The organism is Streptomyces exfoliatus (assembly GCF_000725545.1).
GTDB lineage: Bacteria > Actinomycetota > Actinomycetes > Streptomycetales > Streptomycetaceae > Streptomyces > Streptomyces exfoliatus.
In genome coordinates this window covers 1-13,412 of sequence record NZ_JNZP01000032.1, presented here as the reverse complement: position 1 = coordinate 13,412, position 13,412 = coordinate 1, and the positions used below count along the sequence as shown (strand labels likewise).

Annotated in this window: 12 protein-coding genes; 3 read left to right on the top strand and 9 right to left on the bottom strand. The window is 73.6% G+C overall.

What is annotated here, in order from left to right; genetic code table 11:
* The first annotated feature begins 15 nt into the window (after window positions 1-15).
* Window positions 16-813 (top strand): carbon-nitrogen family hydrolase, encoded by a 798-nt coding sequence (locus IO20_RS0129945; protein ID WP_030555751.1) that lies wholly within the window; start codon window positions 16-18, stop codon window positions 811-813.
* Window positions 814-878: 65 nt separating this feature from the next.
* Here the strand turns inward: IO20_RS0129945 and IO20_RS40450 are convergent, their stop codons facing one another.
* From IO20_RS40450 to IO20_RS0129920, 5 genes are all read right to left on the bottom strand, one after another.
* Window positions 879-1,742, bottom strand: coding sequence for a histidine kinase (locus IO20_RS40450; protein WP_157850827.1), 864 nt, complete (start codon window positions 1,740-1,742; stop codon window positions 879-881).
* Between the two features lie 54 nt (window positions 1,743-1,796).
* Complete coding sequence (locus IO20_RS0129935) at window positions 1,797-2,405, bottom strand: hypothetical protein (RefSeq protein WP_030555755.1); 609 nt, start codon at window positions 2,403-2,405, stop codon at window positions 1,797-1,799.
* Window positions 2,406-2,455: 50 nt separating this feature from the next.
* Window positions 2,456-3,913, bottom strand: a complete 1,458-nt coding sequence (locus tag IO20_RS0129930) for a hypothetical protein (RefSeq protein ID WP_030555757.1) — start codon at window positions 3,911-3,913, stop codon at window positions 2,456-2,458.
* Between the two features lie 13 nt (window positions 3,914-3,926).
* Window positions 3,927-4,379 (bottom strand): hypothetical protein, encoded by a 453-nt coding sequence (locus IO20_RS0129925; protein WP_030555759.1) that lies wholly within the window; start codon window positions 4,377-4,379, stop codon window positions 3,927-3,929.
* Window positions 4,380-4,478: 99 nt separating this feature from the next.
* Window positions 4,479-5,969, bottom strand: coding sequence for an aminotransferase-like domain-containing protein (locus tag IO20_RS0129920; RefSeq protein WP_030555761.1), 1,491 nt, complete (start codon window positions 5,967-5,969; stop codon window positions 4,479-4,481).
* Between the two features lie 63 nt (window positions 5,970-6,032).
* On the opposite strand from IO20_RS0129920, the gene IO20_RS0129915 reads away from it, so the two are divergent.
* The gene (locus tag IO20_RS0129915; RefSeq protein WP_030555763.1) at window positions 6,033-7,271 is read left to right on the top strand and encodes a trans-sulfuration enzyme family protein; all 1,239 of its coding nucleotides are present in this window, start codon (window positions 6,033-6,035) and stop codon (window positions 7,269-7,271) included.
* On the opposite strand, the gene IO20_RS0129910 is transcribed toward IO20_RS0129915, so the two are convergent.
* Genes IO20_RS0129910 through IO20_RS0129900 form a run of 3 tightly spaced genes read right to left on the bottom strand, consistent with a single transcriptional unit; the run spans window position 7,268 to window position 9,911 of the window.
* Window positions 7,268-7,762 carry an LURP-one-related/scramblase family protein gene (locus IO20_RS0129910; RefSeq protein ID WP_030555765.1) on the bottom strand — a complete coding sequence of 165 codons (495 nt, stop codon included), beginning with the start codon at window positions 7,760-7,762 and terminating at the stop codon, window positions 7,268-7,270. The genes IO20_RS0129915 and IO20_RS0129910 overlap by 4 nt on opposite strands.
* Window positions 7,763-7,794: 32 nt before the next feature.
* On the bottom strand, window positions 7,795-8,544 hold the full coding sequence (locus IO20_RS0129905) for a bestrophin-like domain (protein ID WP_037636597.1): 750 nt from the start codon (window positions 8,542-8,544) through the stop codon (window positions 7,795-7,797).
* Window positions 8,545-8,546: 2 nt separating this feature from the next.
* Window positions 8,547-9,911 carry a DUF7507 domain-containing protein gene (locus IO20_RS0129900; RefSeq protein ID WP_030555769.1) on the bottom strand — a complete coding sequence of 455 codons (1,365 nt, stop codon included), beginning with the start codon at window positions 9,909-9,911 and terminating at the stop codon, window positions 8,547-8,549.
* Window positions 9,912-10,073: 162 nt separating this feature from the next.
* Here IO20_RS0129900 and IO20_RS0129895 point away from each other — a divergent pair, with 162 nt between their 5' ends.
* Complete coding sequence (locus IO20_RS0129895) at window positions 10,074-11,867, top strand: NHL domain-containing thioredoxin family protein (RefSeq protein WP_030555771.1); 1,794 nt, start codon at window positions 10,074-10,076, stop codon at window positions 11,865-11,867.
* Window positions 11,868-11,899: 32 nt separating this feature from the next.
* Here IO20_RS0129895 and IO20_RS0129890 read toward each other — a convergent pair whose 3' ends face one another.
* Window positions 11,900-13,207 (bottom strand): M18 family aminopeptidase, encoded by a 1,308-nt coding sequence (locus IO20_RS0129890; protein WP_030555773.1) that lies wholly within the window; start codon window positions 13,205-13,207, stop codon window positions 11,900-11,902.
* Window positions 13,208-13,412 lie beyond the last annotated feature (205 nt).

Here is a 13,412-nt window from a genome sequence, read left to right as displayed (position 1 = left end):
CAGGACGGTGGTAGTGTGCGCGCCTCGCTGATCCAGATCGCGGTAGACCCGGACGAACCGGTCGACGCCCGGCGCGCCCGCGTGGCCCGTCTCGTACGGGCGGAATCCGGCCGCGCCGACCTCGTCGTCCTGCCCGAACTGTGGCCCATGGGGGCCTTCGCGTACGAGTCCTTCGCCGCCGAGTCGGAGCCGCTGAACGGCCCCACGCACCGGGCGATGGCCGCCGCCGCGCGCGACGCCGGGGTCTGGCTGCACGCCGGCTCCTTCGTCGAGGCCGAGGGCGGCGCCCTCTACAACACCTCGCTCGTCCTCTCCCCCGACGGCGAACTCGCCGCCTCCTACCGCAAGATCCACCGCTTCGGCTTCGACAAGGGCGAGGCGGTGATGATGGCCGCGGGCGAGGACCTGGTGACCGTCGACCTGCCGCACCTCACCCTCGGCGTCGGCACCTGTTACGACCTGCGCTTCCCCGAGCTCTTCCGCGGGCTCGTGGACGCGGGCGCCCAGGCGTTCGTCGTCCCGGCCGGCTGGCCGGCCCGCCGCCGCGCCCACTGGAGCCTGCTCGCGCGGGCCCGCGCCGTCGAGAACCAGGCGTACGTCCTCGCCTGCGGTACGGCGGGCACGCACGCCGGCGTCGAGCAGGCCGGGTACTCGGTCGTCGTCGACCCGTGGGGCGAGGTCCTCGCGGAGGCGGGCCCCGACGAGGAGGTCCTGCGAGTCGTCCTCGACCCGGCGAAGGTCACCACGACCCGCGAGCAGTTCCCGGCCCTGAAGGACCGGGTGCTCGGGATCGCGGCGCCGAAGCGGGCCTGAGCACCCGGCCCCGCCGGGCCTCACCCCTGCGCCGGCCCTGCCGGACCTCACCCTCGCGAGGCGCCTCACCCCTGCGAAGGCGCCGGTGCCGGCTCCCGGACCAGTTCGCCCTCGTCCGGGAGGAGGCCCGTCAGCTCCTGCCAGATGTCCTTCGGGGCGACGTGGCGCAGCCGGAACGGGCTGCCCGCGCTCGCCCCGCCCTCCGCCATCGGCTCGGCGGGCAGCTCCCGCAGCCAGTAGCCGAGCGGACCGCAGTCCCAGGCGGCGACCGCGCGGGCCGTCACGCCCTGCACCCCGTCCTGACGGCCCTGCCAGGCCGCGGTCATGCGCCAGTTGGAGCGCACCTCCACGATCAGCTCCGCGAGCCGCACGGCGGTACCGTCCGCCGCCCCGGCCGCGCGCAGCGCCTCGGCGACCTGGACGCGCTCGTCCGCGCCGGGGGTCGACGCGGCCTTCTCCAGGGCCGCGAGCCCCGCCTCCAGGACGCCCACGGTCGTCTCGACCACCTCGCCGCCCGCCTCCGCCGCACCGGACCGGCGCAGCCCGATCAGGTCGGCGAGCGTCCACACCACGGTCCGCGGTTCGACGAGCCGGTACTCGGCCTCCTCCTGGCCGGGCCAGGTCTCGTGGCAGACGACGTGGTCCGCGCCGATGAGCACCCCGTGGTGCAGCGTGCCCTGCCGGCCGCCCGCCTCCAGGGAGACGATCACGGCAGGCTGCACGAGGGTCTGCATCAGGGGCAGCAGGAGCGCGGACAGCTCCCCCGCCCCGTTCGTGAGCCCGCAGTCCCGCAGCCGCGCCGCGGCGGGCGCCATGGACTCCGGGACCGGCTGACCGGTCGCCAGCTGGGCGAGGACGAAGACCTCGTCGTCGTTCAGCCGGAAACGGGATCGGGTCACGTCGAAGGAAGGCATGTCTCGCTCACTCATGTAGGTCGGTTAGGGCCGGGGGGCCGGTGGGGCCGGGGGGTGTCAAGTCACGCCCTAGTACTGGGACTCGGTCCAGAAGTGGGTCGCGCGGGAGAGGCCCGCCTTCACCGCGCCGACCCGTGTCAGGACGGAGCGGTCGACGCCCGCGAAGATCAGGGCGAGGGCCAGGTCCCCGCCCTCGGCGCGCCCGGAGACCTGGACGGACAGCCTGCGGTTCTTGCCGCGCCCGGACTCGCGCACGGTGATCGTGACCCCGGGGTCCTCGTCGTCGGCCTGGCGGGTCAGGACGTAGCCGTACTTGTCGAGGGCCGCGAGCCGGTAGTGGTCGCCCGCGTACCGCATCGTCAGGGCGCGCTGTTCGAGGGTGGCGCCGAAACGGTTCCGGTCCACGTACACCATCCGGTCGCCGACCCTCAGCGTGGACCGGTTCAGGGTCGGCAGCTTGAGGCCCTCGGCGTGCATCCCGCGCGACTCGTACGAGGTGGTCGGGAGCAGCCCGCCGCGCACCTCCGAGACGATCGACTCGGGCGTGGTCCGGGTCATGGGGCAGGTCAGGACGATCTCGCCGAACTCCGGCGAGACGCCTCTCCAGCCCGCGCGGTAGTCGTGCCGGTTCCCCTCCTTCCACGCCTGGAGCTCGAACGGGGTGACGTTGGTGTGCATGAACGGATTCCTTTACGGTCACGGTCACGGGCGCGGCCACGGCCCCGGGGTCAGTCGAACGGGTTCAGCGCACTGCCCAGCTTCTTCGCACCGTCCGCGATCCCGGACCCCACGTCGGAGGCCTTGTCGCCGATCCAGTCGCCCGCCTCCTCCAGACCCTTCCCGATGGCCTCGTGGTTGTCCCAGATCAGCGCGGCACCGTAGGCCACGCCGGTGCCGACGGCGAGCCCGAGGGTGACCGGGTTCGGGGCCACGGTCAGCGCCGTCATCGAGGCGCTGAAGGCCGTCCCGGTGAGGTCCGAGGCGAACTTCGCCGGGTCGGCCTTGATCATGTCCGTGTTGTACGTGGCGAGGTTGGCCACGCCGTACGCGGTGGCCGCCACACCGCCGACGACACCGGCGCCGCGGATCCATCCCGCGGCCTTGGCGGCGTTGGCGAGTCCGCCGTTCTGCGCGACCTTCACGAGGTTGGCCTCGGCGGCGGTCGGCATGAAGAAGGCGCCGTTGCGCATGAACCCGCCGAGCATGGCGGCCTCGTCGGAGCCGGTCAGCGCGGTCGCGAGACCCGGCGGCACCTTGCTGAGCAGGCTGCCGGGAGCCGCCCCCGCCAGCCGCATGTTGAAGTGCTTGGACAGGAAGGTGCCGGGCGCGGTCGGATGGACGAACGGCGGCCGGATCGCCTTGGACAGCTTGTACGAGTAGAGGCCGGCCGACGTCAGGGCGCCCGCGAACGCGCCCGCCGTGATGGTGCCCTTGGTGAACCCGGCCACCAGGTCGGCCAGTTTCTCGTTGCCGGTGAGCTTGGCGATGCCGTCGCGCTGGAGCCGCGCGACGTAGTCGTCGAGCGTCTCGTTGTCCTTCATCTTCAGCCAGGCGAGGTTCATCCGGTCGTCCTTGGCCTTGTCGTCGGCCGCGGAGACCTTGCCCGCGTCACCGTTGAACCCGGTGCCGAGCGTCTCGTCGTTCTTGTTGCCGTAGCCGTCCTTGACGACGGCCTCCAGGTCCTTCTTCAGGTCCTGGTCGGCGAGGTCGAAGGCCTTCACACAGCCGGCCAGGTGCTCGGTCCAGGCGGCCTCGGCGTCCCGGACGCTCTTGGCGCCGTCCGGGTCGTGGTGCAGCGCGCTGCGCTCGGCCGGCGAGAGCCGCTCGTAGTCGTAGGCGACCCTGCCCTGCTCGGACACCTTCATCCCGGCCTTGACGGCGTCGGCGCGGGCGTTCTCCAGCTGCTTCTTCAGCTCGGTGAACTGCTCGTGGGCGTTGCGCAGCAGCGTCGCGGTGGCCTTCGCCTGCGTCTGGGCCGCCTGGTACTCGTAGCGGGTCGCCGTGAAGTTGGTGTGGGCGGCGGTCGCGCTCTCGCCCAGCCAGGTCTGCGCCGTCGTCAGCGACTGCACGCTGTCGCGGTAGCGCTCCTCGACCTTGTGCAGTTCGGCCGCCATCTCGTTCCACTTGTCGGCGGTGGCGGAGAGCTTGCCCAGGTCGGTCGTCATGATCTCGGAGTACGTCAGCATGTCCGCCGCCCTCTCAGTACTGCTCGATGCGCGAGGACGGCCGGACCCCCGCGATACGGGCGCGGGTGTCGATCTCCTGCTGGCCGAACGAGAGCGCGGCGCCGCGCAGGGCGGTCTTCTCGGAGGCGAGCCGGGCGAGGAGGTTCTTGACCTGGTTGTCCCAGGTGGTCTCGACGGTCTTCAGACCGGCGGCGGTGGCCCAGCCCTCGAATCCGCCGACGGCGGCGGTCGTGGCGGCGTCGGCCCACTTGGCGGCCTTCGCCGTGTCCGGCTCCAGCTCGTTCTCGATGGTGTTCGCCGCGGCCTTCTTCTTTGCTGGTGCGGTGGCGAGGTTCGGCGCGCCGCCCGGAGCGGCGCCGCCACCACCTCCACCGCCGCCGCCGTCGAGCTGGTTCAGCCGCGTACCGACCGGGTCTTGTGCCGTCGTGCCGGACCGTATTCCGGCCCAATCCTCGTCAAAGCCCATGCCGCTGCGCCCCCATGAAAAAAAGATCATCACTTTGCAGGTGCACCGTATGTTTCCGTGGTGACGCCCGAGACGCAAGGTGGGATCTTCCGCGCCTGATCAGAGCGTGATGCCCCGCAGGGACGCCCGCTCGGGTGCCGGGCCCGGCGTGTACTCCGCCCAGGCCGCCGCCAGTCTGACCACCGCCTCCGTGAGCACCTCCGGCGGCAGCAGGAAGGGCAGGCGCAGATGCCGCACGCTGCCGCCGAGGGCGTCGGTCGTCGCGCCCGGCAGTACGGCCACACCGTGCCGGAGGGCGAGTTGGGCGAAGGAGACGCCGTCGCCGTGCGGAAGCCGCACCCAGAGGGTCTGGCCGCCGGTCGCCGGGGCGCAGGACCAGGAGGGGAGCAACCGGGCCAGCTCCGCGCGGAGATGGGCGTGACCCGCGCGCAGATCGCGCAGCCGGGCGTCCCGTACGGCCGCGAACCCGTCGAGGAGCCTGGCCGCGACGAGCTGGGACGCCACGTCGGAGCCCAGGTCGTGCAGGGCCTTCAGGCGGGCGAGCCGGGAGACCAGGGGTGCGGGACCGCGCACCCAGCCGATGCGCAGGCCGCCCCACACGACCTTGCTGAGCGAGCCGACGGCGATCACCTCGCCGTACGAGGAGAGGGAGGGGTGGGACGGTCCCGGGGACCCGCCGGTGTCATCGGCCCCGTCGGTCCCATCGGTGTCGAACGCCAGGTCGCCGAGGACCTCGTCGTCGATGAGCGGCACCCCCAGCGCGTTCGCCGCCTCCACGAGCCGACGCCCCGCGAGCGGCGGGAGGACCGCCCCCGTGGGGTTATGGAACCGCGCCACCACATAGGCCAGAGAAGGCCGGTGATCCTCCATCACCCGTACCGCCTCCGTCACGTCGAGACCGTCGGGACCCACCGCCACCGGCAGCGGAACGGCGGCCGTCTCCCGGAACAGGTCGAGCGCCCCCGGATACGTCGGCGCCTCCACGAGCACCCCGTCCCCGGGCGCGAGGAGCAGCCGGGCGAGCAGCGACAGCGCCTGCTGCGCACCGGTGGTGACCAGGATCTGCCCCGGTTCGGTCGGCACCCCCCGCGCCGCGTACCGCCCCGCCACCGCCGTCCGCAGCACCGCGAGCCCGGCCGGGTGGTAGCCGATGTCGCCGTCGGGCAGGACGAGCGTGCGGTACGCCTCCGCCAGCGCGGGCGGCGGCTGGGTGGGCGCGGCGCAGCTCAGCAGGATCACGTCGTCCGGCGCCTCCAGGAGGTGCAGGAACATCGGGTTCGACGTCTCCGTCACCCGGGGCGTCTCCGGAGCGAGCGCCGCGCGCGCGACCCGGGTCCCGCTGCCCTGCCGCCGTACGAGCCGACCCTCCTGGCGCAGGGTGTCGTAGGCGGCGACCACCGTCGTACGGCCCACGGAAAGGGCCTGCGCGAGCCGCCGGTCGGGCGGCAGGAGGGTGCCGGGCGGCAGCGCGGCCTCGTCGATCAGACGGCGCAGCCGCGCGGCGAGCAGCAGGTACAGCGGCCCGCGCCCGGCCGACCAGCGGCCGAGCCGGGCGGTCAGGTCGGTGACGGACGCGTCGATTGGCTCCATTGCCGAACCAATCTGCCGGTATTGGACCTGGGAAGGCAAACGGCCCGTCCACAGACTGATCCCATGAGCCACGCCGACTCCACGCCCGCCGCCGCGCCCCACGACCCCGCGCCCCACGCCGTCAGGGCTCCCCGCGCCGAGACCCTCGCCGTCCACCCGCCGCACGTCGAGATCACGGGCAGTCGGCCCCTCGGGGTCCCCCTCCACCAGGGCCACGTCTTCGCCTTCGACTCGGCCGACGCCCTCGCCACCGCCTTCACCTCCGGCGACGCCTTCCTCTACAGCCGCCTCGGCAACCCCACCGTCCGCACCCTGGAGGACGCCGTCGCCCGCCTGGAGGGGGGCACCACCGCCCTCTCCTTCGCCTCCGGCATGGGCGCCGTCAACGCCGTCCTGCTCGGTCTGCTCTCCAGTGGCGACCACGTCATCGCCCAGTCCTGCCTGTACGGCGGTACGTACGCGGTCCTCACCGACCTCGCCACCCGCTGGGGCGTCGACGTCACCTACGTCTCCGGCACCGACCCGGACGAGGTGCGCGCGGCCCTGCGCCCCACGACCCGGCTCCTCTACCTCGAGACCATCGCCAACCCGACCACCCGCGTCTCCGACCTGCCCGCGCTCGCCGCCGTCGCCGCCGAGGCCGGGATCCCGGTCGCCGTCGACAACACTTTCGCGTCGCCGCTCCTCTGCCGGCCCCTCGACCACGGCGCCGACATCGTCGTCCACTCCGCCACCAAGTACCTGGCCGGACACGCGGACGTCCTCGGCGGCGTCGCCGTCTTCAAGGACCCGGAGCTGTACGGGCGCGTCCGCCACCACGCCGTCGAGCAGGGCGCGTCCACCGACCCGTTCGCCGCCTGGCTCACCCTGCGCGGCATGCAGACCCTGTCCCTGCGCATGGAGCGGCAGTGCGCGAGCGCCGCCGACCTCTCGGCCCGGCTCGCCGCGCACCCGGCGGTCGAGGCCGTCCGCCACCCCGCGCTCGCGAGCCACCCGGACCGGGAGATCGCCGCACGCCTGCTGCCCCGCGGGGGCGGCGGCGTCGTCTCCGTCGACCTGGCGGGCGGCCGGGAGGCGGGCCGCGTCTTCGTCGAGGCGGTGCGGCTCGCCTCCCTCAGCGTCTCCCTCGGCGACGTGAAGACCCTGGTGATGCACCCGGCCTCCACCTCGCACCACCAGCTCGACGCGGCGGCCCTGGCGGCGGCCGGGATCGGCCCCGGCACGGTCCGGATCTCGGTCGGCATCGAGCACGTCGAGGACCTGTGGGAGGACCTGGAACAAGCCCTGCGGAAGGCGACCTAGTCGTCCCCCCGCTCGCGCTCGGCCATCCGGATCACGCACACCGCCACGGCGACGAGCAGGGCGGCGTCCGCGTCCTCGCGGACCACGTTCACCGCGTACGTCTCGCGGACGTGGAACCACTGGCGGGAGACGTGGGCCAGGAGTTCACCCTCGTACTCGACGGTGAACTCCCGGTCCAGGATCCGCCCGCTGACGTCGAGTTCGGTGCCCTCGACGAGCGTCACCCGGAAGTGGTTGCGCAGCAGCGAGAGCCGCTTGCGGCGGACCGACGCGAGCGGCCGGTCGTCGCGCTCGATGGTCATGGCGTCCCGCAGGCTGAACATCTTCTGCCGCAGCGTGATCAGGACCCGACCGTCGGGGTCCTTCAGTTCCAGGGTGTCGCGCAGCCGCAGCGCCTTGCCGTCGACGAGGAAGGCGTGGCGGCCCTGCTCGTCCTCGATCCAGTAGTCGTCGCCGATCGCGAAGATCTTGTCCCGTACGAGATATTTCACGCCGGTATGCCTGCCCGTACGAGCGGTGCTTCTCACCCGAAGTAGCGGGTGAACGCGTCCGGCGTCGCCCCGAGCACCGGGCCGAACGGCGAGTCGAGCTGATGGATGAGCAGCACGGTGAAGGCGATGAAGCCGGCCAGGCCCATCACCATCACCACATGGGTCGTGCTCTGCCTGATCCCGAACAGGAACATGAACGCCAGCGTCAGCGCACCGCCGATGATGAGGCCCGTCCACAGCACGGGGGAGAGGCGCTCCTGCGCCGCCGCCTCCCGGCCGCGTCTGGCGTCGTCGACGTAGCCGAGCTGGGCGAGGACCTCCTGGGCGGCGATCTGGTGGGGCACCTTCGCGGTCTCCCCCACCTCGCCGGCCTGCCGCACCTGTTCGAGGAGCCGCCAGCCGGCCGGGTCGAGCGGTTCGCGCGCCGCCATCACCGGCCACTCGACGGACACGACATGACCGGCGTACGTCCGGGCCGCGTCCCGCAGCGGCTGCCGCCGGTCGGCGGGGAGCGCGTCCGCGAGCAGATACGTCTGGTGCAGGGCGCTCGCCTCGTCCTGTACGTGGTCGGCGGCGGAGGAGCGGGTGTCCCAGACGGACACCAGGCAGAGGCCGAGGACGACGGCGTAGAGCACCGACACCATCATGGCGATGTACTCGGCGACGTCCTCGCGCGGCTCCTCGTCCTCGCCGAGCGGGAAGAGCCGGGTCTTGGCGACGACGGCGAGGGCGGCGACGAGCGCGACACCGAGGACGACGACGAGCGTTTCGAGCAGGACCACGGTCAGCTTCTCCGGTTGCCGAGGAGGGCGGCCGCGACGGCCGCGGGGATCAGGAGCAGCAGGAGCGTCGTGGCGACCCCCAGCTCGCTCGCCTCGCGCCCCCGCCGCCGCACCCGCCCGAGGAACCCCTCGGAGTCGAGCGCGGCGGCGCGGCGGGCGGAGGGAGGGGTGACGGCGCCACCGACACCACCGACGCCGACGTCGCCGCGGGGCGGATCGGGCGGATCGAGAGGAGGCCCCTGCGGCATGAGGCCAGGAACCCCGGCGGCCGGAGCCGCAGCGGCACCCGGAGGCGGGGCGGCACCCGGAGGCGGGGCGGCACCCGGAAGGGGGTCGGCCCCGGCCCCCGACCCGGCGACGCCTTCCGGTAAGACGGCGGCCCCAGCGGCCCCGGCAGCAACGCCAGCGGCCCCGGCAGCCCCAGCGGCCCCGGGAACACCACCCCCACCGTCAACGGTGCCGCCGTCCCCAGCCGCCCCACCCCGCCCCCCTACGGGCTCGAGCGCAGGATTCCGTACGCCGCCTCCACCTCCCCCGGCCCCTACGGGTACGACCGGCGGCGTCACAGTGAAGACGGCGGACGACCGGGCGACGAGCGTCGGCGCCCCCACGCGTCCGCCGCCGGGCCCGTAGGTGGTCACCCGGTCGCTCCCGGAGGCGAGCCCCGTACTCCGGTGGGTGCCCGGGGCCCGCCGTACGGTGGCCGTACAGCGGGCGGAGGCGCCGGGGGCGAGCAGCGGAACCGTCCCGGGCCGCCCCGCGCAGTCCACGGCGCCGGCGCGCAGCCCGAGGGCGGTGTCCTCGACCCGCACCGCGTGCAGGGGCCGGTTGCCGCGATTGGTCACGGTGTACGTGAGGGTGGCCGCGCCCCGCCCGGCGGCCGCGGGAGCCGCCCGCCCCGGTGCCCCGCCGCCGCGCCCCGGGGCCCCGAACGTCACCCGCTCGGTGAGCGTGAGGCCGGCGGCGACCCCGGTGTACCCGGTGCGGGCGGTCGCGGTGAGCCGCCGCCCGAGCGAGGGGACGGCGCCCTCCGCGCGGACGGTCCCGCGGTGCGCCCCGGGCGCCGCGCGGAACCTGGCGACGCACTCCAGCTCCCCGAGCGCGGCGAGCGGCTCGGTGGGGCAGCGCAGGGACCCGGAGGGGACCTGGGGGTCGACGACCTTCACCCCGTACAGATGCGCCTCCCCGCGGTTCACGATCCGGTACCGCTTCACGACCGGTCCGCCGGCCCGGAGAGCGGGCGGTCGCAGCCCGGTCTGCCCGCGCCCGTTCACGGTCACGGTGAGCCGCAGGGCCTCGTCCCCCACGCCACCGGCCCGGGCCGCGGTGGCGGGCAGGGCCAGACAGGGGAGAACGAGCAGCACCACCAGAAGCCCACCGCGTAGCTGTCGGCAGGAAAAGTCTGATGATCTGACCAAGCGTTCCACCATGCCCGCCATGCTGACCACCACCCACCCCGACCCCACCCCCGGACACGCATCCCCGCCCCACCCGGCCCTTACTTTCCACCCGTACGGCACCCTTGACCCATGAACGACTCCACGCCCGCGACCCCGCCCCGCCGTGCCCGTGTCCGCGCCCCCGAGCTGATCGGCAAGGGTGGCTGGCTGAACACGGGAGGAGACGACCTGACCCTCGCCGACCTGCGAGGAAAGATCGTTCTGCTCGATTTCTGGACCTTCTGCTGCGTCAACTGCCTCCACGTGCTCGACGAGCTCCGGGAGCTGGAGGAGAAGCACCGGGACACGCTCGTGATCGTCGGGGTGCACTCGCCGAAGTTCGTGCACGAGGCCGAGCACCAGGCCGTCGTCGACGCCGTCGAGCGGTACGAGGTGCACCACCCCGTACTGGACGACCCGGAGCTCGCGACCTGGAAGCAGTACGCCGTGCGCGCCTGGCCGACGCTCGTCGTGATCGACCCCGAGGGGTACGTCGTCGCCCAGCACGCCGGTGAGGGGCACGCCAACGCGATCCGGACGCTCGTCGAGGAGCTGGAGGCCGAGCACGAGGCCAAGGGCACCCTTCGGCGCGGGGACGGGCCGTACGTGGCGCCCGAGCCGGTCGCGACCGACCTGCGGTTCCCCGGCAAGGCGATCCTGCTGCCCTCCGGGAACCTCCTCGTCTCCGACACCACCCGGCACCAGCTCGTCGAGCTCGCGGCCGACGGCGAGACCGTCGTGCGGCGGATCGGCGACGGTGTCTTCCGGGAGCCGCAGGGTCTCGCGCAGTTGCCCGACGGCAGGATCGTCGTCGCCGACACGGTGAACCACGCCCTGCGCGTGTTCGATCCGGAGAGCGGCGCCATCGAGCTCGTCGCCGGCACCGGGAAGCAGTGGTGGCAGGGGTCCCCGACCTCCGGGCCCGCTCTCGACGTCGACCTGTCCTCGCCGTGGGACGTGGCCTGGTGGCAGGGCAAGGTGTGGATCGCCATGGCCGGCGTCCACCAGCTGTGGACGTACGACCCCGAGGCCGGGACCGTGGAGGTCGCCGCCGGCACCACCAACGAAGGCCTCGTCGACGGGCCCGCCGCCGAGGCCTGGTTCGCGCAGCCCTCGGGGCTCTCGGCCACCGACGACCGGCTGTGGATCGCCGACTCCGAGACCAGCTCCCTGCGCTGGATCGACCCCGAGGGGGTCGTCCGCACCGCCGTCGGCACCGGTCTCTTCGACTTCGGGCACCGCGACGGTGCGGCGGGCCAGGCCCTGTTCCAGCACCCGCTGGGCGTGACGGCCCTGCCCGACGGCTCGGTCGCCGTCAGCGACACGTACAACCACGCCCTGCGCCGTTACGACCCGGCCACCGGCGAGGTCACCACGCTCGCCACCGATCTGCGCGAGCCGAGCGACGCGGTCCTCGTCGACGGCGACATCGTGGTCGTCGAGTCCGCCCGGCACCGGCTGACCCGGCTGCGGCTCCCCGAGGAGGCCGTCCGGGTCGAGGCGGTCGCCCACCGCACCAAGCGCGAGGCCACCGAGGTCGCCCCCGGCCGCCTCCGCCTGGACGTCGTCTTCCAGGCCCCCACGGGCCAGAAGCTGGACGAGCGCTACGGCCCCTCGACGCGGCTCCTGGTCTCCTCGACCCCGCCCGAGCTGCTGCTCGGCGGCGAGGGCACGGGCACGGACCTCTTCCGGGAGCTCGACCTGAACCCGGAGCTCACGGAGGGCGTCCTGCACGTCTCGGCGATGGCCGCGTCCTGCGACGACGACCCCGCCAACGAGTACCCGGCCTGCCACGTCCACCAGCAGGACTGGGGCGTCCCGGTGAAGATCACGCCGACCGGAATCGCCCGCCTCCCCCTGATCCTCGCGGGCATGGACGGCTGACGAGCGATGCCCTGGTCGCCTTCCCGGTGTGCTCAGCCCTCCAGGAAGGCGACCAGGGCGTTCGCGAGGAGGTACGGGTCGGCCGCCCCGCAGAGTTCGCGGGCGCTGTGCATGGAGAGGATCGCGACGCCGATGTCGACGGTGGTGATGCCGTGGCGGGCGGCGGTGATCGGGCCGATCGTCGTGCCGCAGGGCATGTCGTTGTTGGAGACGAACGACTGCCAGGGCACCCCGGCCTTCTCGCAGGCGGCGGCGAAGATCGCCCGGCCGCTGCCGTCGGTGGCGTACCGCTGGTTGACGTTCACCTTGAGGATGGGGCCGCCGTTGACGCGCGGGTGGTGCGTCGGGTCGTGGCGCTCCGCGTAGTTGGGGTGGACGGCGTGGCCGGTGTCGGAGGACAGGCAGACGGTGCCGGCGAAGGCGCGCGCCCGGTCCTCGTACGAGCCGCCCCGGGCGTAGACGGAACGCTCCAGGACGTTGCCGAGGAGGGGGCCCTGGGCGCCGGTGTCGGCCTCGGAGCCGTTCTCCTCGTGGTCGAAGGCGGCGAGGACCGGGATGTACGGGAGGTCGTCGCGGCCCGCGAGGGACGCGAGCGCGGCGGTGGCGGCGTGCACGGAGATCAGGTTGTCCATGCGCGGGCCGGCCAGGAGCTCGCGGTCGCGGCCGAGGTAGGCGGGCGCCTCGACGGCGTGGACCATCAGGTCCCAGCCGCTGACGTCCTCGGCGTCGACGCCGGCCTCGGCGGCGACGAAGGAGATCAGGTCGCCCTCGTGGACGTCGCCGATGCCCCAGACGGGCTGCATGTGGCGCTGGCGCTCCAGCTTGAGGCCGTCGTTCGCGCCACGGTCGAGGTGGATGGCGAGCTGCGGGACGCGCAGCAGCGGCCGGTCGACGTTGACGAGGTGGTGGCTGCCGTCGCGGAGGGTGAGGCGGCCGGCGAGGCCGAGGTCGCGGTCGAGCCAGGTGTTGAGGAGGCTGCCGCCGTAGATCTCGACGGCGACCTGCCGCCAGCCCTGCGCGCCCATGTCGGGCCGCGGCTTGACGCGCAGGTTGGGGGAGTCGGTGTGGGCGCCGACGATGCGGTACGGGGTGTGGGCGGCGGCGCCCTCCGGCACGTACCAGGCGATGATCGCGCCGCCGCGGATCACGTACTTCCCGCCGTGCGTCCCGTCCCAGGCGGCGGTCTCCTCGACCTGCCGGAAGCCGGCCTTCTCCAGCCGCTCGGCGGCGCTCGCGACCGCGTGGTACGGCGTGGGCGAGGCCGTCAGGAAGGCCATGAGGTCGTCGGTGTGTCCGCGGTCGAAGGCGCCGGCGGTAGGACGGGAAGCTGCGCTGCTCATGGATCAACCTTACGCAGCGGGGCGCCGCCGGATGTGGCGGGATGACCACTGCCCGCCGGGGCGGTGCGCCGGGGGCCGGTCGCGTTCCCCTTTCCCCGTAGGACCTGGCGAGTGAGCCGAAGGGGCGCGGCCGGGGGAACAGGGCCGAGCGCGCGGAGCCTCCCGAGGAACGAGGGAGGCGAGCACGGTCGGCCCTGTGAGCCCG